Consider the following 22,735-nt stretch of genomic DNA (forward strand, 5'->3'; position numbering starts at 1 on the left):
CATGGAGGATCGTGTGGCATCGCTCTGGCGAGGTTTGGTCAACATTATCGTCTACAGTGTCCGATCCGATGACCTGGGCGAGGCGACCCAGGACCGCATAGCCAGGGCACTCCTCACCGAGCCGATCGACACGTTCACACCCCAGCAAGAGTTCGATGCGCTCTCCGAAGGACTGGCCGAAAACTATCCCATCCCGGAGTCGATCGACACCCAGCACCGGCCGGAGGAGATCCGCGCTTTCGTCGCCGCGGTAGTCCGGAAGATGGACGCGGCGCGCCCTTGGCCCGATCTCCCGTATCTTCCGTTACCCGCCGAGCAGCTGCGTGACTTTTTCGGTTCTGCGCGTCCGCTGGCGCGGGTGCGTGTGCCGTCAACAGGTGTGGAGGTGGCGGTCAAGCGGAACTTCCGCAACCACCCAGAGTTCGGTGAGTATCTTTTACTGCGGTTGAAATCCGGTGTCGACGTCGCCTTTTTTCCGGACTTCTGGGACGACAGCAGCGACACTCTCCTCTCGGCAGCCGCCGGATCGAAACCCTCTCACGAGATTGTCGGGGAACTGGTGGCCGGTTCCGGCTTGCGCGCGGAGGACTTTACGTTGACGATCTGGCCCGAGCCGCCCGAAAACGGCTACGCGCCATATGAAACCACCCCGCTACGGCCCGAGTTCCGCGGTGAGCACCTCCCGGGGAACCCGCAGTGGGGTGACAGGTTCGTCAGATACATGAGTCCGGCGGAACGCGAGCCCTACCGTCTGTTCGCGAACAACGGCCTCCTCTACACCGTCGAGCAGCAGCCGCTGGATACGACGCACACCCGCACGCTGTGGACCCCGCAGGGCGGCCGCGCCATCTTCGTTATGGACGAGCAAGGGACGCTGTACGCGTCCCCATACCACCTGCTCGGCGAGTTCCACCATTCCAGTCTGCTCGCCGGGGGGGCGGTCGCGGGCGCCGGGGAGATCGGTGCGGTGGGCGGGCGTGTCGAGCTCGTATCCGACCACAGCACTCATTACGTGCCCGCGCGACGGTTCACGCGGCAGGTAGTGGACAGTCTGGCGCGGCAGGGGCTGGCCGTCGATCGGCTGCAGATCGAGTACCACAGTCCGCCCGATCCAATGCCGGGCTGATTCCGGGCGTCGGCGGCACCCGCCCGTACCCGGCGCGGGTCCGTTAGATTGGCGGATCGGGTGGCCCCACCCGGTTGACCACGGATCGTCGAGGATAGGTGTCGTATGGCCAAGACCGCGCTGGTGACCGGAGCGTCCTCGGGGATCGGCCGGGCGACCGCCGCGCTGCTGGTGCGGCGGGGATATCGCGTGATCGGGACCAGCCGGGATCCGGCGGCGATCGCGGATTCGGCGCGGGTGGCAGGGGTGGAGTACCGCGCGCTCGACCTGACCGATCAGGCGGGGATCGAGCGGTTCGGTGCCGATCTGGGGCCGGTGGATGTGCTGGTCAACAATGCGGGGGAAAGCCAGTCGGGGCCGCTCGAGGAACTGCCGATCGAGGCGATCGAGCGGTTGTTCCAGTTGAATGTATTCGGGGCCGTCCGGCTGGCTCAGCTGGTGCTGCCGGGGATGCGGGAGCGGGGTTACGGGCGGATCGTCATGGTGGGGTCGATGCTGGCGAGTTTTCCGCTGGCGTATCGGTCGTCGTATGTGGCGGCGAAGGCGGCGATCAAAGGGTTCGCGGATGCGGCGCGGCTGGAGACGGCGCCGTTCGGGGTGTGGATCAGCACCGTGGAACCGGGATCCATCGCGACCGGGATCGGGGAGCGGCGCACCAAATACATCGCGCCGGATTCGGTGTACGCGGCGGATTTCGACACGATGATCACGCATCTGGATCGCAACGAGCGGGCCGGGATATCGCCGGAGCAGGTGGCCGAGACGATTCTGCGGGCGATCGCGGCGGATAAGCCGAAACCGCTGTACGCCAGGGGGAGTCGCGCGCCGATCGTCTTTCTGCTGCGGCGGTTGGCGCCCGCGTCGGTGATCGAGAAGATCGTCGCGGGGATGCACGGGCTGAAGCGTTGAAGCTTCACGTCGGCTGCGCCATGTGGACGCATACCGCGTGGCCGGTGCGCGGTGACAAACTGCGCGGCTATGCGCGGTGGTGCAATGCGGTGGAGGGGAACACGACGTTCTACGCGGTTCCGGCTCGGCGGACCGTGGAGAACTGGGCGAATCAGACCGATCCCGATTTCCGGTTCGTGATCAAACTGCCCAAAACCCTCACCCATGAGCGCCGGCTGTCCGGGGTGGATGCCGAACTGCGGCAGTTCCTGGACACGATGGAACCGCTCGGGCCGCGGATACATGCGCTGTGGGTGCAGCTGCCGTCCTCGTTCGGTCTCGGCGATCTGGGTGCGCTGGCGATGTTCTTTCGTGGGCTGCCCGCGGCGCTACCGCTCGCGGTGGAGGTGCGGCATCCCGAGTTCTTCGCCGACGCGGGTGCCGCCGCGCAACTCGAGCGGGTGCTGGGCCGGGTCGGTGCCGAATGGGTGCCGTTCGACACCACCGTGCTGTTCGCCGCGCCCGCCGCGAGCCCGGCCGAATTCGAGGCCCGATCCAAGAAACCCCGGCTGCCGCGCCGGATGGAGGCGCTGACGGGCGCGCCGATCGTCCGGTACCACGGTCGCGACGACCACGCGGTCACGGTCGCGGGCTGGCGGCCCTGGGTGGAGCAGACGGCGGAATGGCTGCGCGAGGGACGGTCGCCGACGGTTTTCCTGCACACTCCGGACAATGCTTCGTCCCGGGACCTCGCGCGCCGGTTCCACGACGAGGTCCGCACCCTGGTACCCGAACTCGAACTCTTGCCGGACCCGGCGGACGCCGAACCCATGACGCTTTTCTGAGGTGCGGCTCTTTCTGTCCGTGACCGTCCGGCCGTGCGCTGTGGGCTCGGCGTGACAGTTGCCGAGGTGGTCATCGTCACGTATAGCGTGACGACATCCGTGGAAGGCTCCATCGGGATTCCCCGAAAACCTTCTGCAAAGATGCGGACAGACGAGATCAATGGATGCTCGGCCTGTACCGATTTGTCTCCGCATCACGCGCAAAGGCGGGTGAATATGACGAACGGTTGTGGTCGGTGGCGGCCAGGCGCGATACGCCGTTCTTCACCGATGCTAGAGGGCTATGACCTGTACCTGCCGCCGCGCACCAGAGCGGGATCGGACGCCGCGGCAGACCAGAACTGGAGGCGGACGCGGTTGAAAACCTCGAAGCTGGGCGTGTCCCGTGAGTACAGCGGGATGCTGTCCTCGTCGAGGTCCCCGGCGGCCACCGTGTCGACCCGAAGACTCGTTCCCTCGGGCTCCCAGGCCATCGACACCCGCAGCCGCAACCAGCCAGCGGGTACGTCGAACGCCGGTCCGTCCTCAGGAGGCAACGTCGGCGATCCGAGGACCATGCGACCGGAACCGGCGTGCAGGCTGCACTCCAGCTCCACTTCGGCGTCGGCGTCGACTGTCGGTGGTCCGTCCGTCACCTCGACAGCGACCACGAGGTACCCGTTGACACCCGTCTCGATCGCGACCGCGTCCGTGCCCAGCGCCAGATACCCGGCTGCCGGGGCATCGTCCAGGTCCCAGAGGTCGCACGGATCTTCGGCTGTGCCCTGGTCGAAAACGTAGATTTGATGGTAGTCCGAGAAAAGTAGTACGCCCTTCGACATCGACACTCCTTCAGCAACGCCAACGAATCCGCCCGGTACGAGCGACAGACCCGCTGCCCGAAATCGTCCAGTCCTGTTCTCGACGGACTGCACTTCGTTTCCCGACCTCGACGGGCGACGCCGAGCGCGACCCCGACGTACCCGCCGAAGAATAACCTCGCTCCACCGTTCGAATCGCTCACCCCGTTGTGGGCTGAAGACAATGTGTGGGTCGGCATCGACACCAGTGGGCCAGGGCTTGGCGGTCCTCGCTTCAGTCCTGATCGATCAGTTCCCATCCATCGTCGCTCTCACCCGACCAGGACAGGCCCAGCGCCGCACACCATGCATCGCAGGGGCCACCGACCGTGTCGAGTTCTCGGTAAGCGACAGCATCGGCATCCGCAGCTCGGCCGACCGTGGCTACCGGCACACCGTACAGTGCGGCAACAGTGCTCCGGACCAGCTGTCCATCGACCAGCACGCCAGGATCCCCACCGCCTACCGGCTCCTCGGTACCTGGCAGTTGGTCACACACAGACGGCTCGCCGTCGGTGTAGTACGCCCCGTCATTCCTGGGGTAGGCGTAGTAATGGTAGATCCGCCGGACAGTGCCCTCGTGTGTGTCCAGGATGATGTGCTCCGCACGGTACTCGTCGTGGTCGAGCGCGATAAAGGCATGAGAGACGAGTTCGGTCTGTAGCGCTGTCGCCACTGGCGGTGGTTCGGCTTCCCGGCGAGCTCGTTCGGCGCCGCATTCCGGTGTGGACTACCGTGACCAGACCTCAGGTGAACCCCGACCGCTACGTCGTCACCGACCTCGTCGGCGCGCGGCCGGCCCGGTCTGTCCCCGCCACCGCAGTCGGGTCGGGCGCAAGGTACCGGCGCTCATCGCTCCTGAGACGACGCGGGACACCGGAGGGGGGCCGTTCGTCCGTTCGGGGCGATCGACCGCTGCCGAGCCGCCGATCGAAGTGAATCCGGGTTCTATAATATTCGGCCTTTTCACGCCGAATTCTATCCACTTTTGTAAGTGGTGATTCACAGTACGTGATAGAACTTCGGCAATCTGAAAGGCGGATAGGTATGAAGGCGACTGCCAAGCAACGTGCCGCGCTCGGGACGATCTGCGATACGTTCGTGCCGGGGGACGGTCTCACGTTGCCGTCGGCGACCGAAATCGGTGCCGTGGACACCGTATTCGAATTGCTGGGGCGCAATCCTCGGGAGGCCGAGGGCAAGCAGCTGGCGACGCTGCTGGATGTATGGGATTCCCCCGTGACCGGTCTGCTCACCGGGCGCGGGCCGCGGCGTTTCTCGAAGCTGTCACAGGAGCAGCGGGAGCGGGCGCTGCTGCGACTCGGTGACTCCCGTATCGGTGCGGTCCGGGCGGTTTTCCAGGCGCTGAAACAGGCATCGCTGCTCGCCTACAACGTCACGCCGGGCCGTACCGGGTTCCACCCGCTGTGGAAGGAGATCGGCTACCCGGGCCCGCCTGGACCGCTGCCGACCGCGCCGCGGCCCGCGTTGGCGCCGCAGCGGATCACCGAACCCGGCACCCTCACCTGTGATGTGGTGATCGTCGGCTCGGGCGCGGGCGGTGGGACGGCGGCCGCGGTGCTCGCCGAGGCGGGACTCGAGGTGATCGTCGTCGAACGCGGCGGCTACTACGACGACCAGGATTTCGGTGCCGGGGAACTCGCGGGCCTGCAACAGCTGTACGCGCCGGGACCGTCGGTGTCGGCCGAAGGGCAGATCACGCTGGTCGCGGGGACATGCCTGGGCGGCGGGACCGTCGTCAACTGGAGTACCTCGCTGCCGACACCGGACAGGGTGCGCGAGGAATGGGCCGGGGTCGGCGCGAAACAGTTCGGCGAGGCCGAGTTCGGTGAATCGCTGGACGCGGTGGTGCGCCGGCTCGGGGTGAACGAACGCCGCTCGATCCTCTCGGCGCGCGATGGAGTGCTGGAACGCGGTGCCGAGGCGCTGGGCTGGGCGGTGGACCCGCTGCCGCGCAATGTGACCGACGCGTGCGATGCCGGAGTGGAATGCGGTCGGTGCGGTAACGGCTGCCGGGTGGGGGCCAAACAGTCGGTCACCAAGACATGGCTGGCCGATGCCGCCGCGCGGGGGGCGCGGTTGATCGTGGACGCAGATGTGCGGCGGATCGCGGTCCGCGCCGGTAAGGCCGAATCGGTGTCGGCGCGCACCACAGCGGGTGTGGAATTCGAGATCCGGGCCCGGGCCGTGGTGGTCGCGGCGGGCGCGATCCAGACCCCGGCGCTGCTGAAGCGCTCGGGGTTGGCGAACAAGAACATCGGCCGTTATCTGCGGCTGCATCCGGCTGCGGCGGTTTTCGGGGTGTTCGACGAGGAGATCCGGCCGTGGGAAGGTGGATTGCAGACCCGTATCTGCCGTCGCCACGCGGATCTGGACGGTAACGGCTACGGCGTCATCTACGAGACCGGGCCGCTGCATCCGGGGCTGTCGACCGGGTTCATGAGCTGGCGCGGCGCCGCGAACCATCGCACCAATATGCTCGACTTCGGCCGCTCCGACGCGATCGGCATCATCACCCGCGATCGTGATTCCGGGGAGGTGAAGGTGGACCGCGACGGGCACCCCACCGTCGACTACCGCATCTCCGACTACGACGCCGGACATCTGCACACCGGTGTCGAGGGCGCGGCGAGCATTCTCGAAGCCGCCGGGGCGCGGCGCATCTTCTCCGGGCATCAGGCCGGGATCTCCTACGAACCCGGTGTCCGGGGGTCGCACGCGGAATTCTCCGCGGCCTGCCGCACCGCGGGCTACGGCCCCGGCCGATGCGCGCTCGGTGCCCTGCACATCATGGGATCGGCGCGGATGGGCGGTTCGCCGGAGCTGTCGGCGACCGACCCGGACGGCGCCACCTGGGATGTGAAGAACATCGTCGTCGCCGACGCGTCCTGCTTCCCGACCTCCTCCGGGGTCAACCCCATGGTGTCGATCGAGGCGATCGCCCATATGAACGGGAAACGGCTGGCGGCCCGGCTGACCTGAGCGGTTCGGCTCAGCCGCCGCGCAGACTGTTCGCGATGGTCCGCGGCAGGCCGAGATCGGCGGTGTCGCCGGTCTCGGCCGGGGCACGGACCAGCAGACGTCCGTCGTCGACGAGATCCCCGATGAGGACCTTGGTCAGCGCGAGCGGCACGTGCAGTTGCGCCGACACCTCGACCAGGGTGACGCTGGTGATCAGCACAATCGACAGGAGGCGGGCGCGGATGCCCAGCCGGCCGCGAGTCGCGTCTGCGCCGGAACGGAACGCCCGCACCAGTGATTTGGGCAGATGCCGCCGAACAGCCACGATAGATCAACCCGTTCCGGGCGTGCGCCGGTACGACACCGCGGTGACCGGCGCGTCACCCAATGTTCTCGGCATTGCCTTTCTCCGGCAATGCGTCAGCTCTCGTCGGAGACGATAGCGAAAGATGGGCGCCTACCGGAGACCGGTCTCACCGAGCGGGGCTCGAGGTATCGATGTGAGTGCGGCTACAGAAGCCGCCGAAATGTTAAAGGGTGATCGTTCGAAACCTGGGGCGCCAGGTCGGGGCGGTGGCGATCGTGGTATCCGGTTCAACCACCCCGCAGACTGTTCGCGATGGTCCGCAGCAGACCGAGATCGGGCGCGCTGTCGGTGGTCTCGACGGGAGCCCGCACGGCCAGCCGGCCGTCGTCGATCAGATCGCCGACGAGCACTTTGGTCATGGCCAGCGGAATCCGCAATTGCGCCGAGACCTCCGCCACCGATTGCGGCACCCGGCAGAACCGGACGATATCGATGTATTCGGGATCGGTCCGCCGCGGCGCGAAGCCGGCCCCGACGTCGACCACCATCGTGTCCAGGGTGAGTTCGCTGCGCGCGGTGCGACCCCGGCCGCCGGTCATCGCATAGAGCCGTGCGACCGGACCGGCTTCCTCTTCCTCCCAGGGTTCGCGCGGCCCGTTCACGGCTGTCTCGCCCCGTTCGGCCGCGGGCGCGAGTCGACGGCCAGATGGCTGCCGACCCGCTGGACGGTTCGGTTCATCTCGAAGGCGACCATGCCCATATTCGCGGATCCGGTGGCCAGTAGCGCGAGGCACGCGTTGGCGCCCGCGGCGGTGATGAACAGGACCGCGCGGTCGAGTTCGACCACGGTCTGGCAGACGCCGCCGGCCTTGAAATGGCTGCCGGCGCTGCGGGCCAGACTGTGGAAGGCCGACGCCATTGCCGCGAATCGTTCGGCTTCGGTTTGATCCAGTCCCGCCGAGCGGCCCATCAGCAGTCCGTCGGTGGACAGCAGGACCGCCGATTCGGCGTCCGGCAACCCGCTCACAAGTTCTTCCAGCAGCCAGCTCAGGTCAGTGCGCGGGGGAGTGGTCATCGTCGCCTTCTTCTGGAGTGTGGTCGGTTGTGGGTGAGTCGGTATCGGGGCGGCGGCCGGACCGGGAACCGCTCTCGATGGCGGCCATCAGGTTCCGGGCCTGCTCGGGAGTGCGGCTGCGCGGCATACCGACGACCGGGATGACGCCCGTATCCGCGTCGGCGGACTGCCGCTGCCGGCGCGGCAGGGCCGGGCGAGCGCCCTCGTCCGGGCGGGGCTGCGAGATCACGGTCATCGGTTGCGAATCGGCGGGCGGGCGCGGCGCCGGTCCGGCGACCGGTGTCGCGGACCCGTTGGTGGCGGCGCGGGGAACCGCGGCCGCAGTGGCCGCCGCGGGTTCGAGGGCCGGGCGGGGCCGGGCCGGGCCGGATTCGGTGAGTGCGGTCGGGATCAGCGCGATGGCCTTGATACCGCCGTACACGGAATCCGTCAGGCGCACCGTGACACCGTGGCGGGCCGCCAGGGTGGCCACCACGAAGAGGCCGAGCCGGGTATCGCCGGTGAGCGCCGCCACGCCGAAATCCGGTGGTTCGGCCAGCAGAGCATTGCGCTCGGCGATCTCCGCCGCGGTCATCCCCAGCCCTTGATCGGAGACCTCGACCGCGACCCCGCGGCCGACGACCGACGCCGAGACCTCGACCTGGGACTCGGGCGGCGAGAACGCCGTGGCATTGTCCATCAGCTCCGCGAGCAGATGGATCAGGTCGGCCACGGCTTTACCGGCGATCAGCACATCGGGTACCCGTCCGGTGTGGATCCGGGTGTAGTCCAGGCTCTCCGCGACCGCGCCGCGGATGAGTTCCCACAGCGGAACCGGGTTGCGCCAGCGGCGACCCGACTGTTCACCGCCGAGGACGATGAGGTTCTCGGCGTGCCGGCGGGCGCGGGTGGCCAGATGATCCAGCTGGAACAGCAGTTCGAGCTGGTCGGCATTCTCCTCTTGGCGTTCGGCCTTGTCCAGCAGGGCCAGCTGGCGGTGCACGGCCAGCTGGTTGCGGTGGGCGATATTGAGGAACACGGTATGGAAACCGGCCCGGGTCTTGGACTCTGCCACCGCCGCGGAAACCGCAGCGACCTGTGCGCGGTTGAACGCGTCGGCCACTTCGCCGAGTTCGTCGGTACCGAAGTCCAGGCGGGCGACCTCGGCGGCCGAGTCGATGTTCTCGCCGCGGTCGAGCCGGTCCATGATGTCGGGCAGCCGCTGGTCGGCGAGTTCGAGCGTGTCGTCGCGCAGGCGGCGCATCCGCGCGATGAACCGGTTGGCCAGCACGAGCGCGGCCAGGAACGCCAGCACCGTGATGCCCAGGACCGCTGCGCCGCCGGCCAGCGACCGGTTGGCGGTGTCGGCGCCCTGGGCGCGGCCGATGGCGTGGGCGTCGGCGCTCTGCCCCTCCCACAGCCTCAGCAGGGCGGCCACGACCTCGCCGGAAACCCGCTGCCAGTCCGCGACGCTCGAGGGCAGGGCCGGCGTATCGGCCTCGGTGGGCTCGTCGGTGGTGCTGTAGCCGGAATCGGTCCGGGTGCCGGTGCGCCCGGTGGTGGAATCCGCGCTCTCCGCCTCGTCGGCCGAGATCGCGCCGCGCAGCATGACGGCGTCCTGCACGGCTATCAGCTGTTGCCAGGCCGGTGACGCGGTGAGTGCCTGCAACTGGGCCAGCCGGTCGCCTTTGAGCACGGTGGCGGAATACGCGACCTCGCCGCGGAATTCACCGACATGCCGGTTGAATTCCACCAGCTGGGCGTCGGAGAGCTCACCGAGAGTCACCGCGACGGCGCCGAGGGTATCGGCCTTCGACAATGCCTCGGCCGCCCGCAGCGGTTCGACACCGTAGTTGAGTGCGATACCGACACCGGCGTCGGGCGCGACCCGGGCGGCCAGCACCGACGCCCCGATGATGGTGTCGATCACCGAGCTGAAGAAGCCGAACGCTTCTTCCCGCGGGATCGCGCGCGCGTCGATGGCCGCGCGCAGATTCGGCACGGCCTCGAAGAGTTTGCGATAGCCCTCGATCTGGCCGGCCGAGCCGTCGGGATCGAGGCGCTGGGCGGCGTCGCCCTTGGCGGTGACCTCGGCCAGCGCGATATCGGAGCGTTTACGTGCGTCCGCGAGCGCGGCCGCGGCCCCGGGATCGCCCGCCAGATACAGCAGTGACAGGCGTCGTTCCTCTTCGAGACCCTGCACCATCAGGATGGCGGGGGTGGTGGTGCTACTGGCCAGGTCGGCCCATTCCTGTGCCTGCCGGCCGGATTTCACCAGATAGCCCGCGGCGATGACGGCGACCGTGAGCAGCGTGATGCTGGTGATGAGCACTATGGCCAGTAGTCGGGTCCGGATACCGACGCGGCCGCGCGTCCGACCCGGTCCGGGACGGGAAGTCGATGCGAACTCGGGGAGAGGCAGCCGCTTGGACACAGTGAATCAACTCGTTCCCGGGCATGCGCGCGAACAGCATCATCGCCGCCGGCTCACCGCCCAACTATCCCGGCACTGCGGTCTCCCGGCAATGCGTCGTACTCCGGTACCAGACATTAGCGAAAGCAATACGTTTCAGTCTTGAAAACTACTACTCTTACCAGGCATTCTTTTCGGGTATCGAAGCCGGGACGTTACGGTTTATTCGGGAATTGCCCGTGCTCGACTGCCACTGCCCGCCGCGGCAGCGTGTTTCGCGCCCGCGGAACGGAAACACTGCACCCGTTCGCCGTATTCGGCCAGTGGCCGGGCCTCGGCGGCCTGCCGGATACCACTGGCCGGGAGTTCGGTGAGTTTGGCGAACATGGTGGCATTTCCGAACGCGGAACGGATCTGGGTCTCCGAGGCGTAATCCGCGCCGTAGTCGGCGAGTTTGCCGAAATCCAACGGTGCCAGCGGGGTGTCGAGGGCGACCGGCTCGGCGGGGCGGCCCAATGCCGCGTACTGGGTGGCCGACCCCTGCTCGTACCAGCACAGCTCATAGGCCAAGTTCTCGGTGCTCGTCACACTCATCACCGGCCACTGTTGGGAAAGGGCCAGCGCCAGCGGATTCTTCGCTACCGGTGTCAGTTCCCATTTGAGGCTTTTCACCGCGATCCAGCTGCCCGACATGCGCTCGATCAGGACGATGTCCTCACCGAGTTCGGTGGTGGCGTTCAGCTGTGGATCCCGGGTGCCCCAGTGGGCCTTGTCCACGCCGTAGGCGGTTTTGATATCCACCGGTTCGGCGCCGGCCGCCGTGAACGCGGTGACTATCGCGTCGCGCACCTGCTCCAGCGCATCCGGTGCCGAGCACAGCACGCTCAACGCGCCGAACGAGGACCCGATCTCCACCGGTTTGGCCGGCTGGTCCGGCATCGCCCCGGGCACCAGCGGTTTCAGCCCGACCAGCGCCAGCTGCCAGTTGATCTCCTCGATCGTGGCCAGATCCCCGGCGCTTTGGTACAGGATCTGCTGCTGGGTCAGGTAACCGGCGCGTTCGAGGGTGCGGCATTCCAGCTTCCGTAGGGCAGCCTGTGTTTTGGTGGTGAAACCGATCTCTTCGATCTTAAGGTTCCGCAGCTGCGACGCCATGGCCGCGGTGGTGAGCGCGGTATAGCGTTCGCGGTACATGGCCACCGCCTGCTTACGCTGCCGGCCCACCATCAGGGTGCGCAGCAGGGTGTTCAGGGTGGCGAGGTATTTGCGGGACTGTTCCGGATCGGCCTCGAACAGGGTGGCGCGGATGCGGACCGCCTCGTCGGTGGCCACCACGGCCGCGCCCGGATCCAGGCGGCACAGCCAGACACCGCATTTCGACAGACCGTCCGCGCAGACACCCGCGGCGTTCGGATATTCGTGCGCCACCCGGGTATAGGCGTTGCAGGCGTCGCGAATGGTGGCGGTCGCCAGTTCGCGGTGGCCGATGGCGCGGGCGGCCTGCTCCAACAGCCGCAGGGTGTCCTGGACCTGGTTGGCGAAAACCGCGGACACATGACCGGAGGTGAACCAGCGCAGCCGGATCATCACCGCTTCCTGCGCGGGCTCCAGCGCACCGGCCACCCGGTTGCGCACCGAACCGTCGGTCTGGGTGGCCAGATAGGCCGAAGCGAGCTCACACAGCGTGGTGGCAAGCTGGAGTTCTGCCTCCGGTGTTCGGTCCCGCGCCGCGAGCCGGTCCGCGGCCACCCGGCCCTCGATGGCGATCAGGTCCATCGCGATCTCAATTCCCGCATCACCTTCCGCGCACGGTCGTCGAGCGGCCGTAGTCCGAGCAGTCCTGGAAAGTCTGCCACAGGTGCCGTGGAGATAGCAGGGCTACCGGGCGGTTGCCCTCACCAGGCTCGGAGATGCGCCCGGCGGTGCGAGCCGGCGGTCAATCCGCGGGGACGGTGCTCGCGCCGATTCCCAGGTAGAACAGTGTGATCAGGAAGAGGAACCAGCCCGCCCCCTGCCAGACGGGCCAGGGCCCGCCGTGCCGCCAGACCCGGATGGTTTCCACGAATGCCCCGATACCGCCCGCCAGCAATACGACCCCGGGTCCGAAGAGGATGGCGGTCTGGGCGGTGGTGTCGCACAGCAGCGCGTCGGCGTCGCGGCACCGCCCGGTCGCCGCCCAGATGGCGGTGACCGCGCAGACCAATGCCGCGACCCCGAGCACGACGAGCGCGTAGCGCACCGCCCGCCGGAAGTTTCCGTCGTCGGACCAGCGTTTCTCCGCATCGTTGGTCATCGCTCAGCCCTCCTGCCCGCCGTATTTCCCGGGGATGGCAAGACAAACATCCCCGGTCGGGCGTGTGCCGGCCAACCGTCCACAGACCGACCGGCGAGTGCTCCACTGTGCCGGCTCGAACAGCGTCGAAGCTCGGGTGCTCACCGGTCGGCACGTGCCGTGAGCCTGCCCGGGGAACCTACTTCGCGTCTCCTCCGGATGGCCGGCATTCGTGGTCGGGGCCCGCCCCCGATTCCGGAGCGACAGAGCGACTGAGCGTGTGCGGTTGCCAGTCCAGAGAACGGGACCCTCGAGCACTCACAGTGACGTGAGCCTGCCCAGGGCGGTCGAGGCGCACACCGGCCTGCCTCTTCTGTCTATTCCGGATGGTCTACCTCAGTGGGCGGGCCCCGACCCGCCCCGCCGGAGGCGGGGCAGATCAAACACCGTACCGGGCGCGGAGTTTGCCCTTGACCAGCTTGCCCGTCGGCGTGCGCGGTAGTTCGTCGGCGAAGTCGATACCGCGCGGCACCTTGTAGTGGGCGATGCGCTCGCGCAGGTAATCGCGCAGTTCCGCGGCGAGTTCCGGGCCGGGGCCGGCGCCCGGTGCCGGCTGGACCACGGCCTGCACCGATTCGCCCATCTCCTCGTCGGGGATCCCGATCACCGCGACGTCGAGCACCGCGGGATGCAGAGCGAGCGCGTCCTCGATTTCCTGCGGATAGATGTTCACCCCGCCGGAGATGATCATGAACGCCTTGCGGTCGGTGAGGAACAGGAAGCCGTCGGCGTCGACGTAGCCGATATCGCCGGTGGTGGTCCAGGTCGGATGGTCCGGGTGGATCGCCGCCTCGGTTTTCGCCGGGTCGTTGTGATAGGCGAAGGGCAGTTGGTCGCGTTCGAAATAGATGGTGCCGATCTCGCCGTTCGGCAGTTCCGCGCCGTCGTCGCCGCAGACCCGGATCGAGCCCATACCGGCCGGGCCCACCGAACCCGGTTTGCGCAGCCACTGTTCGCTGTCTATGAAGGTGGCGCCGTTGGCCTCGGTCGAGGCGTAGTACTCGTAGAGCACCGGACCCCACCATTCGATCATCGCGCGCTTCACATCCACGGCGCAGGGCGCGGCCGCGTGCACGGCCACCTTCAGGCTGGAGAGGTCGTAGCGGGAACGGACCGCCTCGTCGAGTTTCAGCATCCGGACGAACATGGTGGGCACCCACTGGCTGTGCGTGACGCGGTAGCGCTCTATCGCGGCGAGGGCCTGCTCGGCGTCGAACCGTTCCATCACGACCAGGGTGCCGCCGAGCGCCTGGACGACACCGCCGAACCGCAGTGGTGCGGCGTGGTAGAGCGGGGCCGGCGACAGGTACACCGATTCGGTGTCGAAACCGTAGAGCGGGCCGAAGACGGCCGTGTACGGATCCCCGGGCGGATCGCCGACCTGCTGGTCCGAGAGCGGCTGTTTGATGCCCTTGGGCCGCCCGGTGGTGCCGGAGGAGTAGAGCATATCGGCGCCGCGCGGCTGGTCGGGTAGCGGTTGCGGGGGCTGGGCGGCCAGTGCGTCCTCGTAACACTGGTAGCCCTCGATCGGGCCGCCGAAGGCCAGCCGGATCTCCACCGCGGGCGTCTGCTCGACGATCGCCTCGGCCGCCTCGCGTAGACCGGCGGACGCGACGAGCGCCTTCGCGCCGCAGTCGTCGACGATATAGCTGATCTCGTCCGGCGACAGGTGTCGGTTCACGGCGGTGATGTAAAGCCCCGATCGCAGCGCCGCCCAGTAGGCCTCGTAGACCTTCGGGTTGTTACCGGAGAGTAACGCGACATGGTCACCGCGGCGCAAACCGGCGGCGTGCAGATGCCGGGCGAGCCGGACGGAGCTGTCCTCGAGCTCCCGATAGGTCAGCTTCTCGCCGGTCTCGGCGACGATAACGGCTGGTTTATCCGGGAGATCATCGACATGCGCGCCGGGATACATAGTGCTCCTCTGCGGAACGAAGCGATCGGATGACGATCGCCGAGCCGAGCCGGGGCCCGCGACGCGTGTGGCGTCACCGGCCTCCACCGGGCAATCGCCCGGCGATCGCGACGATAGCGGAAAGTGAACAGCGATTCGTCCGTTTTCCCGAACTGGCGAGACCGGCCGGTGTTTCGGGTCCGGTCCCTCCTCAGGCCCGCGCCGGCTCGTTCGGGCCGGTCCATCGCCAGCCGCAGCGCCGCCGCACCACCGTAGGAATTGCCGATCAGGTGGGCGCTCGGAAGTTCGAGGACGTCCAGCAGGTCGGCGACCGAGGCGGCGAGGTCGCCGAAGGGGTCGGACCGGTCGATCCGCTTGGCCGACCGCCCGTACCCCGGCATATCCGGCACGATCACTCGGAAGTGGCGGGACAGCTCCTCGATATTGCGCGAGTACGCCGCCAGGCCGGAGGCGCCGGGACCACCACCGTGCAGCAGCACTACGGCCGGACCGGTGCCGGAATCGGTGTAGTAGATGTCGCGGTCCCCGGCGCGTACGGTCCGCCCGCTGTCGTTCGCCGTCATCGGTCGGCCTCCTCGTCCGCGGCACCACTACCGGGCCACGCTACGGAACCGGTCCGTGGAGCTCTCGGGCAGATCGGCCGTTCGGTGCGCTGATCTCGCGGACCTCGCGCAGATGCTGTTCCATCGCGGCCGCCGCCGCGGCCCCGTCGTGGTCGGACACCGCCCGGTAGATCAGCTCGTGACCCTGGACGGAGATCCGGCGGCCGAGCGCGGTGCGGTGGGAGAGTGCCCGGGTGCGCTGGGTCCATTCGGTGGTCATCGTGCACAGCGTGACCAGCAGCGGGTTCTGTGCCGCATGCGCGAGCAGGGTGTGGAACTCGATATCCAGGCGCATCGATTCCTCCGGCGGCAGGGTCTCGCGCGAACGGACCAGCACTTCGTCGAGGGAGAGCAGATTGGACTCCGCGGCTCGCAGCGCGGCGAGTTCGGCGATCCGCGGCTCCACCAGATCGCGCAGTTCGGTGGCATAACCGAGTTCGATATCGAGATCGGCCAGATCCTCGTACAGCCGGGAGGCCGCACGCGAGATATCGGCCACCGTGCTGCCCCGGCCCTGATGTCGCTGCACCAGCTTCTTCGATTCCAGTTCGAACATCGCCTCACGCAACGAGGACCGGGAGACGTTTATACTCGCCGCGAGTTCCCGCTCGGGCGGGAGACGGTCCCCGGCGCGCAGTGCACCGCTGATGATGAGCTTCTCCAGGTGGGCGGCGACCTCGGCGCCGACACTGCGTGAGTGGCGGCGCATCGGCGGTATCGCTGCGTTCGTCATAGCCCCTCCTGACAACGGCTACGGATGCCGATCCAGTGCGGACGACGATCGTGCCGTGTGGTCCGACCAATTCTTGATCGTTGCTCCGGCAAGAATTCTACGAGTGGCACGTCTCTTTGTCGCCGCGGTCTTCTGCGCACCCGCCGTGCTTCCGGAAAGTTACCGACTATCAGCGTATTCGGGTGCTGTACTGCGGACCGGTAAAGCAGCCGTTACGTTCCGCGGCGGCGGTCGCGGGCGGGTGTGACGCCTCTTATGGTCGGTGCATGAGGTGGTCGGACCAATAAGGAGCGCGGTGACGACGCTGGCATCGAAGGAAGCGGCCCCGGCGTTTCCGGTCCTGCAGCAGGACATGGGAATCGACCCGGGCACGATGTACGTACCGGCCGAACCCGACAAGGTGTTCTGGGGCCGGTTGCCCTGCCGGACCGATACCGCGGTCGCCACGGTCGCGCCGGGAACCACGGTGGTGATCGATACCGTCAGCCACGAGGGAATCCTCGAGGACCAGGGCTCGGATCCACTGCGGTACTTCGGCGGCCACGGCGTGGCACGTGCCGATGTGCTGGAGGACGCGGTGGCCGTGGCAGCGCGCCGCAGCCGCGACCCCGGTGCGGGACCGCATATCGTGACCGGGCCGATCGCGGTCGCCGGTGCGCGACCTGGTGATCTGCTGGCCGTACGGATCGACACGCTCACCATGCGGGCGCCCTACGGGGTGGTGTCCACCCGGCACGGCCGCGGGGTGCTCAGCGGGCGGGCCGGATTCGACGGCGACTACGGGCAGTTCTGCCGGGTGCGTCCCGGCGACGACCGCTGGTTCGCCACCATGCCACTGGACACGGTGGGCAAGGCCGGCCACGCGACGTTTCCGCTGGCGCCGTTCCTCGGCATCATCGGTGTCGCCACCGATACCGGGATCCGGGTGAATTCGGTGCCGCCCGGTCCGCACGGCGGCAATATCGACGTCAAACTGCTCACCGCGGGCGCCACCTTGTTCCTGCCGGTCCAGGTGCCCGAGGCCCTGTTCTACATCGGTGACCCGCATTTCGCGCAGGGCGACGGCGAGGTCGCGTTGACGGCACTGGAGGCGCCGCTGCGGGCGCGGCTCACCCTGGACCTCGTGCCGGCGGCGGAGATCGCCGGCGGATTCGGTGGCCGGATCGGTCCCTTCGCCGCGACCCACGGCCTGCTGATCCCGACCGGATTGCACGCGGATCTGAACACCGCACTCGAACTGTGTGTGACACACGCGGTGGAAATGGTGGCCGGGCTGTTCGAGGCCGACCCGCGGCAGGCGTACCTGTACCTCAGCGCCGCAGCGGATTTCACCATCTCGCAGGCCGTCGATCAGGTGCGCGGTGTACACGCCGCGGTCCGGTGCGCGGATTTCGGCCGGTCCGCCGAGACTGCCTTCGCGCGTCGGGTGCTGGAGCGCGCGCGGTGACCGGGCTCGCGATCGCACCCGGGCTCGACACCAGCGTCTGGCGGGTGACCGGTTCACCGCTGGTGGCGGCCACCGCGCCGGGACCGCTGTCCGGGGCGTCCGTGGCGGTGAAGGACCTGTACGCGGTGGCCGGGTTCGCCCGGGGTGCCGGGGTGCCCGCCTATCGGCGCGAGCAGACCGCCGCGTCCCGGCACGCGGACGCGGTGACGCGACTGCTGGGCGCCGGAGCGCAGATCCGCGGGATCGCGCAGACCGACGAATTCGCCTACGGCCTCACCGGTGGCAATGCCGGTTTCGGTATGCCGGTGAATCCGGCTGCGCCCGACCGGATCCCCGGCGGTTCCACCAGCGGCCCGGCGGTCGCTGTGGCCCGCGGTGCGGCCGATATCGGGCTGGGTACCGATACCGCGGGCTCGATTCGGGTCCCGGTGTCCTATCAGGGGCTGTGGGGGCTACGGACCACGTACGGCCGAGCCGATACCGCCGGGCTGCTGCCGCTGGCGCAGTCCTTCGACACCGTCGGCTGGATCACCCGCGATGGGGCGACACTGGCGGCCGTCGCCGACTGCCAACTGGAGTCCGATACCTCGACTGCCGCCGGATTCGTGGTGGACCCCGGCCTCTGCGCCTACGCCGACCCGGCGATCGCGGCCGCGGTCGGTACGGCGGCGGAATCGGTGGGCGCCGGACCGATCGAAATACCCGTGGCCGACAGCTGGGTCTCCGCCTTCCGCACGGTCCAGGCATTCGAGGCCTGGACCAATCACGGGGAGTGGGTCGGTGATCACCCGGGGGCGCTGGAACCGGCAGTGGCACAGCGGTTCGCTTTCGCCGCGACGGTCACCGCGGCAGCGGCGGCCCGCGCGCGGGAGGTCTTGGGTGTGGCGGCGCGAACCCTGCGGTCCGCGCTCGGCGACCGCGTACTCCTGCTCCCCGCCGCCGCGACCAGGCCGCCGCGGCGCGCCGACGGGCAGGCGGTGTGGGAACGGACCCGCGCCCGCACTCTGCGACTGACCTGCCTGGCTTCCATCGCCGGCCTGCCCGCGCTGACGCTGCCGCTGTGGTCCGGTACCGGCGCGCCGTTCGGCCTGTGCCTGCTCGGCGCGCCGGGCACCGACCGCGCCCTGATCCACCTCGCGCTCAGCAGTGTCGCTGGACCCGCCGGGGGCTCGACCCACAGTGAGGACCGCCCATGAAACGACCACTCCGTCAACTCTTCTCGTTCCTCGTGCTCACGTTGCTGGCGGTCGTGGGATCGACCGCCTGTATCGCCACGCCCGACAGCGCGGGTGGCGACCCGGGCGCGATCCGGATCGGTACCCTGCGCGGCCAGCCGCATCTCTATGCGCCCTATTTCATGCAGCGCTTCGCCCCGGAAGGCACCACCTACGAAATCGTCCTGTTCGAGAACTCACCGGATATCAAGAACGCGCTCGCCTCGGGTGCTGTCGATATCGGGGTGCTCGGTGCGCCTGCCGTGCTCGCCGGTGTCGCGGCGGAACAGGATGTGCACATCATCGCGTCGGCGGCCGACGGCGGCTCCGGTTTCGTGGGGTTGCCGCAAATCCGTACCCCGCAGGAGCTGCGCGGTAAGCGGATCGGGTTCCCGGCGGGGTCCTCGCAGGAGATCGCGCTGAAACTCACGCTGCGGGCACACGGGTTGGACCCCGATACCGATGTACAGCTGGTCAATCTGGCGTATTCCGATATGGCGAGCGCCTACAGCTCCGGACGTGTCGATGCCTTCCTGAGTGCGGAGATGGGCGTCTCGCTGGCCCGGCAGGCCGGGGCGCACGAGATCGTCTCGCCCTACGAAACCCCGATCGGCGCGACAAATATCGTGGTCGGCGGTAACGGCCGGTTCCTCGACGAACACCCCGACCGGGCCCGCGACGCCGTGCGAGCCTTCGCCCGCGCCATCGATTTCATGAAGGGCGACCGCGCGGCCTGGGCGGCCGGACTGGTGGAGACCTTCGGCCTGGACCCGGCGGTCACCGAGATCGCCATCGACAATGTGTGGCTGCGCTGGGAACTCGACGACGAGTTCCGCGGGCGGGTGACCGAACTGGCCCGGCAGATGGTGGACTTCGACCAGTTGCCGGCGGCGCCCGATATGCAGAAGGTCTTCCGCACCGAATTCCTCGATACTGTGGGCGCGCAGTGATGACCGCGCTGGGAATCCGGTCCGGAGAGGCCACCGCCTCGCGGGATCCGGACACGAGGGCCGGCGCGGTGGAGGCGAAGCCGCGCGGCGGCCGCGTCCGGTCCCGAATCGTCGCGATCTGCTGGGCGCTACCGGTGCCGCTGCTGGTACTGCTGCTGTGGGACCGCGGGGTCGGCGGCGGCTGGACCCTGCCGTTCGGAATCCAGATGCAGTTCCTGCCCACTCCGGTGGATGTCGCGCGGCGGCTCGCGGACCTGGCGGTGGGCGGTTTTGTCGGCGACTCCTACAGCGGCACCCTGTGGCTGCATCTCTATGCGAGTACGGTGCGGGTGCTGCAGGGGTTCGTGATCGCGGCCGCAGTGGCGGTGCCACTGGGGATCGTGATGGGCCGCTCGCCGCTGGTCCATCGCATGCTCGAACCGACGCTGAACCTGATCCGCCCGATCCCGGTGACGGCCTGGGCGCCGCTGGCGCTGCTCATCATCGGATTCGGTGACCGGGCCACCATTTTCCTGGTCTTCCTGGCCGCGGTGTTCTCGATCCTGATCAACACCGTCGCCGGTGTCCGCGCGGCCCCGGCCCGGTTGTTCGAGGCCGCCGCCATGCTCGGCACACCACCCGCACAGACGCTGTACAAGGTAGTGCTCCCGGCCGCGATACCCACCATCGTGTCCGGGCTGCGGATCGCGCTCGGGCTGTCCTGGGTGATTCTGGTGGTCGGGGAGACGGTCGGTATCCGGGTCGGACTGGGCGCGCTGATCACCCAGGCGCGTGAGCAGTCGCGTACCGATCTGATCGTCGCCGTCATGATCGTGATCGGACTGGCCGGGTTCGCGGCCGACCGGATCATGATGCTCGCCGTACGCCTGGTCGCCGGACGACGGCCGCTGCTCCCGTGACCCTCCTTCCGGATCAGGTGATGATATGAAGATCTACTCCACCCGCCGCCGCCCGCACCGGCCCGCCCGGATCGTGCTCGACAACCTGGGCAAACGGTATTCCGCCACCGCCGGTTTCGCGGTCGACGGGGTGAGCCTCGAGATCGCCGCCGGGGAATTCGTCTGTGTGGTCGGCGCCAGCGGTTGCGGTAAATCGACACTGCTACGGATTCTCGCCGGCTTCGAGAACGCCACCTACGGAAGCGTTTCGGTGGGAGAGGAACCGGTCACCGGCCCGGGTCCGGACCGCGGCGTCGTATTCCAGGACTACGGGCTGTTCCCGTGGCTCACCGTCGCCGAGAACATCGCCTACGGGCCCAAACAGGCCAGGATGACCCGCGACGATATCCGCGAGACCACCGACCGGTCGCTGGCGACCGTCGGACTCACCCGGGTCCGCGATTCGTTCCCGCACCAGCTCTCCGGCGGTATGCAGCAGCGGGTCGCCATTGCCCGGGTGCTGGCCAACCGGCCCGCGCTCCTGCTGATGGACGAACCCTTCGGCGCGCTCGACGCCCTCACCCGCGGCGATATGCAGGCCGAACTCGCCCGTATCCACCGGGATTCCGGGGTAACGGTCGTATTCGTCACCCATAGCGTGGAGGAGGCGGTGTACCTGGCGGACCGGGTGGTGGTCATGGCGGGCGGCACGGCGCACGGTACCGCCGGGCATGTGCGGGAGGTCGTCACCATCGACCTCCCGCGCGAACGCGAGGCGACCGCACCGGAGTTCAACGACTACAAGCGCCGGATCGACGCGCTGATCCACCAGGGCGGCCGGGCGGCCGCCTGAATCGTCATCGGACCGGTATCGCCGGTAGCAGCTCCCGGGTCCGGGTCGTCCGCGCGACGACCCGGCCCGCTTTCACGACATAGCAGCGGTCCGGGCGGTCCAGCAGCGCGTCGGCCACACGCCGGGTCGACAGGACGACCAGATCCGCCGCCGCGCCCACCCGCAACCCGTAGTCGCCGGCGATACCGATCACCGCGGCCGCCTCGTAGGTGGCCATCCCGAGCACCCGGGTCAGTTCGGCGGGGCCGGCCAGATGCGAGGTCTGGGCCAGGAACAGGCCGATATCGAGCAGATCGGCGTTGCCGTACGGGGTGAAGGCGTTACGGATGTTGTTGGAGGAGTACGCGGTCCGTACTCCGGCATCCCACAGCTCCCGTACGGGTGCGATACCGCGGCGGATATTGGCCGTATCGCCGCGCCCACCGAGGAACATATCGGTGGCCGGGAGCGGCACCACGGCCACGCCCGCGTCGGCGAGCCGGAACAGGACCCGGCGTCGATCCGCGGGGGTGCGGGCGGCGAGTGAGGTCGCGTGGCCGATCGTCACCCTACCCGCCATTCCGGTGCGATCGGTGACTTCGGCGATGTAATCGGCCAGTGCGAAACGGGGGTCGGCGGTGTCATCGGCGAAATCGGCGTGCAGGTCCACCGGGAGCCCGAACTCGGCGGCCAGGTCGAAGACGAGATCGATATGGCGCCGGCATTCGGTCACCGACTCCTCGTTGTAGGTGCAGCCGCCGATCACATCGGCGCCGTCACGCAGGCCCTCGCGCAGCAGGGCGAGGGTGCCCGGCGCCCGGAAGATCCCCTCCTGGGGGAACGCCACGATCTGGAGATCTATCCGGCCGCGGAATTCCTCCCGCAGCTCGAGCAGCGTGTGCACGCCAAGCAGGCCGACGATGGGGTCGACATCGGGATGTGCCCGCAGGGCGGTGGTGCCGTTGCCGATCGCCTGTTCGAGTACGCGCCGGGCGCGGTCCCGGATCGAGGCGGCCGTGAAATCGCGCTTCAGCTCCGCGGTGATCGCTATGGCTCCGGCCAGGGTGCCGTCGGGGTTCGCGCGTTCGGCGTCGAGCAGCGCCTTGTCCAGGTGTACATGCGATTCCACCAGGCCGGGTATCACCACGCGGCCCGCGCAGTCGATCTCCGTCGCGGCGGTGCGCGGGAGTGCCGGGCCGATCGCGGTGATCACCCCGTCCGTGACGGCGATGTCCACAGGTGCGGTCTCGTCGTCGATCCGCGCGTCGCGCAGCAGTAGATCCGTGCGGTCGAGTGCCGACGCGCGCGCCCTGGCCACCTCGGGGTCCGAAACAGTCACACCGGTTGTATACGACCCGGGTGTTTCCGGTGCCCCCGC

General features: G+C 68.4%; 21 protein-coding genes. 9 read left to right on the top strand and 12 right to left on the bottom strand.

Translation table 11 applies throughout. The features are described 5' to 3' along the window. Position 1 precedes the first annotated feature (1 nt). The 3 genes from NGR01S_RS25515 to NGR01S_RS25525 all read left to right on the top strand — a co-directional run bounded on the left by NGR01S_RS25515 (position 2) and on the right by NGR01S_RS25525 (position 2,859). Positions 2-1,126 carry an IQM protein middle domain-containing protein gene (locus NGR01S_RS25515; protein WP_063041145.1) on the top strand — a complete coding sequence of 375 codons (1,125 nt, stop codon included), beginning with the start codon at positions 2-4 and terminating at the stop codon, positions 1,124-1,126. A gap of 105 nt (positions 1,127-1,231) precedes the next feature. After that, positions 1,232-2,035: an SDR family oxidoreductase gene (locus NGR01S_RS25520; protein ID WP_063041147.1), complete on the top strand. Its 804-nt coding sequence runs from the start codon at positions 1,232-1,234 to the stop codon at positions 2,033-2,035. Beyond that, entirely contained in the window at positions 2,032-2,859 is an 828-nt protein-coding gene (locus NGR01S_RS25525; protein ID WP_245664768.1) for a DUF72 domain-containing protein, read from the top strand. Before NGR01S_RS25520 ends, NGR01S_RS25525 begins: the two co-directional genes overlap by 4 nt. A 281-nt stretch (positions 2,860-3,140) precedes the next feature. Here the strand turns inward: NGR01S_RS25525 and NGR01S_RS25530 are convergent, their stop codons facing one another. Both NGR01S_RS25530 and NGR01S_RS25535 read right to left on the bottom strand, forming a co-directional pair. Beyond that, complete coding sequence (locus NGR01S_RS25530) at positions 3,141-3,680, bottom strand: hypothetical protein (RefSeq protein WP_063041151.1); 540 nt, start codon at positions 3,678-3,680, stop codon at positions 3,141-3,143. A gap of 253 nt (positions 3,681-3,933) precedes the next feature. Continuing rightward, entirely contained in the window at positions 3,934-4,374 is a 441-nt protein-coding gene (locus tag NGR01S_RS25535) for a hypothetical protein (RefSeq protein ID WP_063041153.1), read from the bottom strand. A 371-nt stretch (positions 4,375-4,745) separates the two neighbouring features. On the opposite strand from NGR01S_RS25535, the gene NGR01S_RS25540 reads away from it, so the two are divergent. Continuing rightward, positions 4,746-6,701 carry a GMC family oxidoreductase gene (locus NGR01S_RS25540; RefSeq protein ID WP_063041155.1) on the top strand — a complete coding sequence of 652 codons (1,956 nt, stop codon included), beginning with the start codon at positions 4,746-4,748 and terminating at the stop codon, positions 6,699-6,701. Positions 6,702-6,711: 10 nt separating this feature from the next. Here the strand turns inward: NGR01S_RS25540 and NGR01S_RS25545 are convergent, their stop codons facing one another. The 9 genes from NGR01S_RS25545 to NGR01S_RS25585 all read right to left on the bottom strand — a co-directional run bounded on the left by NGR01S_RS25545 (position 6,712) and on the right by NGR01S_RS25585 (position 16,036). Beyond that, complete coding sequence (locus NGR01S_RS25545) at positions 6,712-7,005, bottom strand: DUF742 domain-containing protein (RefSeq protein WP_063041157.1); 294 nt, start codon at positions 7,003-7,005, stop codon at positions 6,712-6,714. A 269-nt stretch (positions 7,006-7,274) separates the two neighbouring features. Further along, the gene (locus tag NGR01S_RS25550) at positions 7,275-7,649 is read right to left on the bottom strand and encodes a DUF742 domain-containing protein (protein ID WP_063041159.1); all 375 of its coding nucleotides are present in this window, start codon (positions 7,647-7,649) and stop codon (positions 7,275-7,277) included. Next, positions 7,646-8,062 (bottom strand): roadblock/LC7 domain-containing protein, encoded by a 417-nt coding sequence (locus tag NGR01S_RS25555; protein WP_063041160.1) that lies wholly within the window; start codon positions 8,060-8,062, stop codon positions 7,646-7,648. Before NGR01S_RS25555 ends, NGR01S_RS25550 begins: the two co-directional genes overlap by 4 nt. After that, the gene (locus NGR01S_RS25560) at positions 8,040-10,373 is read right to left on the bottom strand and encodes a sensor histidine kinase (protein WP_245664769.1); all 2,334 of its coding nucleotides are present in this window, start codon (positions 10,371-10,373) and stop codon (positions 8,040-8,042) included. Before NGR01S_RS25560 ends, NGR01S_RS25555 begins: the two co-directional genes overlap by 23 nt. A gap of 303 nt (positions 10,374-10,676) precedes the next feature. Then, positions 10,677-12,230: a hypothetical protein gene (locus NGR01S_RS25565; RefSeq protein WP_063041162.1), complete on the bottom strand. Its 1,554-nt coding sequence runs from the start codon at positions 12,228-12,230 to the stop codon at positions 10,677-10,679. Positions 12,231-12,390: 160 nt separating this feature from the next. After that, a complete protein-coding gene (locus NGR01S_RS25570) occupies positions 12,391-12,747 on the bottom strand; it encodes a hypothetical protein (RefSeq protein ID WP_063041164.1) in 357 nt (118 codons plus the stop codon). A gap of 418 nt (positions 12,748-13,165) precedes the next feature. Beyond that, a complete protein-coding gene (locus NGR01S_RS25575; protein WP_063041166.1) occupies positions 13,166-14,701 on the bottom strand; it encodes an acyl-CoA synthetase in 1,536 nt (511 codons plus the stop codon). Then, entirely contained in the window at positions 14,626-15,264 is a 639-nt protein-coding gene (locus tag NGR01S_RS31795; RefSeq protein WP_063041168.1) for an alpha/beta fold hydrolase, read from the bottom strand. Before NGR01S_RS31795 ends, NGR01S_RS25575 begins: the two co-directional genes overlap by 76 nt. 40 nt (positions 15,265-15,304) lie before the next feature. Further along, a complete protein-coding gene (locus tag NGR01S_RS25585; protein WP_063041170.1) occupies positions 15,305-16,036 on the bottom strand; it encodes a FadR/GntR family transcriptional regulator in 732 nt (243 codons plus the stop codon). Between the two features lie 295 nt (positions 16,037-16,331). Between NGR01S_RS25585 and NGR01S_RS25590 the strand changes: the two genes are divergently transcribed. From NGR01S_RS25590 to NGR01S_RS25610, 5 genes are read left to right on the top strand one after another with little or no spacing between them, the layout of a single operon-like run. Continuing rightward, a complete protein-coding gene (locus NGR01S_RS25590) occupies positions 16,332-17,483 on the top strand; it encodes an acetamidase/formamidase family protein (RefSeq protein WP_245664770.1) in 1,152 nt (383 codons plus the stop codon). Next, complete coding sequence (locus NGR01S_RS25595) at positions 17,480-18,679, top strand: amidase family protein (RefSeq protein WP_245664771.1); 1,200 nt, start codon at positions 17,480-17,482, stop codon at positions 18,677-18,679. Before NGR01S_RS25590 ends, NGR01S_RS25595 begins: the two co-directional genes overlap by 4 nt. Next, the gene (locus NGR01S_RS25600) at positions 18,676-19,647 is read left to right on the top strand and encodes an ABC transporter substrate-binding protein (protein WP_063041174.1); all 972 of its coding nucleotides are present in this window, start codon (positions 18,676-18,678) and stop codon (positions 19,645-19,647) included. Before NGR01S_RS25595 ends, NGR01S_RS25600 begins: the two co-directional genes overlap by 4 nt. Then, entirely contained in the window at positions 19,647-20,546 is a 900-nt protein-coding gene (locus NGR01S_RS25605) for an ABC transporter permease (protein WP_084481705.1), read from the top strand. The genes NGR01S_RS25600 and NGR01S_RS25605 overlap by 1 nt, the downstream gene beginning before the upstream one ends. A gap of 25 nt (positions 20,547-20,571) precedes the next feature. Continuing rightward, a complete protein-coding gene (locus NGR01S_RS25610; RefSeq protein WP_063041176.1) occupies positions 20,572-21,378 on the top strand; it encodes an ABC transporter ATP-binding protein in 807 nt (268 codons plus the stop codon). 4 nt (positions 21,379-21,382) lie between these two features. On the opposite strand, the gene NGR01S_RS25615 is transcribed toward NGR01S_RS25610, so the two are convergent. Next, positions 21,383-22,696, bottom strand: a complete 1,314-nt coding sequence (locus NGR01S_RS25615; protein ID WP_245664772.1) for an amidohydrolase family protein — start codon at positions 22,694-22,696, stop codon at positions 21,383-21,385. Between the last annotated feature and the right edge of the window lie 39 nt (positions 22,697-22,735).

Origin of the sequence: Nocardia grenadensis NBRC 108939, assembly GCF_001613445.1 — a bacterium.
Taxonomy (GTDB): domain Bacteria; phylum Actinomycetota; class Actinomycetes; order Mycobacteriales; family Mycobacteriaceae; genus Nocardia; species Nocardia grenadensis.